The organism is Thermosynechococcus sp. M3746_W2019_013 (genome assembly GCF_015296045.1).
Lineage (GTDB): Bacteria > Cyanobacteriota > Cyanobacteriia > Thermosynechococcales > Thermosynechococcaceae > Thermosynechococcus.
The window spans coordinates 1-1,658 of sequence record NZ_DVDW01000040.1; the positions used below are offsets into that span (position 1 = coordinate 1).

The 1,658-nt window shown below is 54.5% G+C and carries 3 protein-coding genes; all 3 read left to right on the plus strand.

Annotated elements, in window-relative coordinates:
• Positions 1–125: 125 nt before the first annotated feature.
• Complete coding sequence (locus IGQ16_RS07625; protein WP_024124335.1) at positions 126–329, plus strand: DUF751 family protein; 204 nt, start codon at positions 126–128, stop codon at positions 327–329.
• Positions 330–338: 9 nt separating this feature from the next.
• The gene (locus tag IGQ16_RS07630; protein WP_297060892.1) at positions 339–941 is read left to right on the plus strand and encodes a DUF3038 domain-containing protein; all 603 of its coding nucleotides are present in this window, start codon (positions 339–341) and stop codon (positions 939–941) included.
• Positions 941–1,658: DUF4335 domain-containing protein (locus tag IGQ16_RS07635; protein WP_297060895.1), on the plus strand; the 718-nt coding region annotated here is incomplete at its 3' end. The genes IGQ16_RS07630 and IGQ16_RS07635, both read left to right, overlap by 1 nt.

Here is a 1,658-nt window from a genome sequence, read left to right on the forward strand (position 1 = left end):
CACAGGCCAACTCGACTACCTCTTTACCAAGGATAGTTTCATACTCTGTTCAGAGTCTCCGTTGGAGTAGTATCATGAAAGCAATTTCAAGCCCACTGGCGTCACTAAGTTAGGAGCATCAATCAATGGATGGCTTTTGGGAAAATGTCCTGCGCTACCAACGGTATTTTGTTACGGTTCTATTGGGCGTAGTATGGAATTTTGTTGAGCCATTGGTGCCTCTTTTTAAGCGTCCGCTGAGCGCGATCGCCCTTATTGGCCTCATGGCGGGACTCCTCACGTTTGTGGCACTGACGTTACGAGCAATGTTGGGTTTAACCGCCGCATAAGGTAGCACGATGGCCCCTTCCCTGCCCATCAAGGCACAAATTGACCTGATTTTGCTGAGTCTCGAAGCCTTGGCTCATGTGGGTTCAGCAGAGGTCCTGGCATTGGCAGAAGCTATGGGGTTTGAGGCCTACTTGCCTGATCGTGTGGGGTTATGGCGACTGCGGCAATCGAGTCCCCTGCGGCGGGGTCGCAATGGCCGACGCAAACTAGATGTGGACGAAGCCCGTGCCTTGGCCTTGATCTGCAGCCGCTTAGCCCAGCAGCACCAACAAACCATCCGCACCGCCATTGAATGCTGGCAACAGCAGACAAGTCAAGGTCGCCCCCCCCACTTAGATGCGGTTCTTGGGGATTATATTGATCGCTTCACTAGTTTGTATCAAGACCGAATGGCTGATGACAGCAGGGATGGCACTGAATTAGCACAACTGGCCTTAGACTTACTTGTGGATTTGCTCTTTTACAGTACGCCTCAGGGGGCACGCCGCCTTTGGATCACCCTGCTAGAGCGCACTACTCCTGCGCCCCCTTCTCTGTTATTGGTGGAACCTGAACCAGTACCTGCACCAGCCCCTGAACTGCCCACCCTGTTTCCCCATTCCGATGTCTAATGAGTACTACCCTCAGCTATTCTCAGCCCACTTGCCAACTGGATGTTGCTGCTGAATTTTTTCCTTTTAGTCAGAAGCTGCGCCGTGCGCCCGTGCGATCGCTCCACTTTACGCTGTCTCTCGGAGAAAAACTCAGCTTTGAGGGCAACGATCGCCAGCTCTATCAACTCAAAACGCTCGTCAACGAGTATATTGAGGCTTTCCTGAGGCATCACCCAACACCGACAGAAGTGACTGCAGAGGGCTTTGCCCTGCGATCGCGATCGCCTCTTGAACATGAACTCCATCTACCCGATGGGCAGGTGATTCTTCTGCAACTGACAGAACTATACGACTTGGTGACCGTTCTTGATAACTGGTCTGCCGTCATGGAACCGTTGCCAGAACTGGTGGAGCGCGCCCAATCAACCTTTGCTCAAATCCCAGTCTGGGCCAAAAGTGCAGCGGTAGCCGTGGCCGTAGTTGCTGCCTTTACCCTTGTCAGCCAACGCTGGCGAATACCCTCAGCTCCGATGGTTGTCAGTTCCTCTAAGGCGAGCCGTGAGGAACCCAACCTGCCTCACCTAGCGATGCCATCGCCTTTGCCAGAACCTGCGGAACCCCCACAACTCACTCCCCTACCTAGCCCGCCACCAGCTCCCCCTGAAACTTCTACGCTTGTGCCGCTGCCTTCACCCCCAGAAATGCCGCCCCCAGCGATCGCGCCTGCCCCACCCC

Bases quoted from the DNA above. Each gene is read 5' to 3' on its own strand.
- IGQ16_RS07625 (WP_024124335.1), top strand. From the start codon at position 126: ATGGATGGCTTTTGGGAAAATGTCCTGCGCTACCAACGGTATTTTGTT.
- IGQ16_RS07630 (WP_297060892.1), top strand. From the start codon at position 339: ATGGCCCCTTCCCTGCCCATCAAGGCACAAATTGACCTGATTTTGCTG.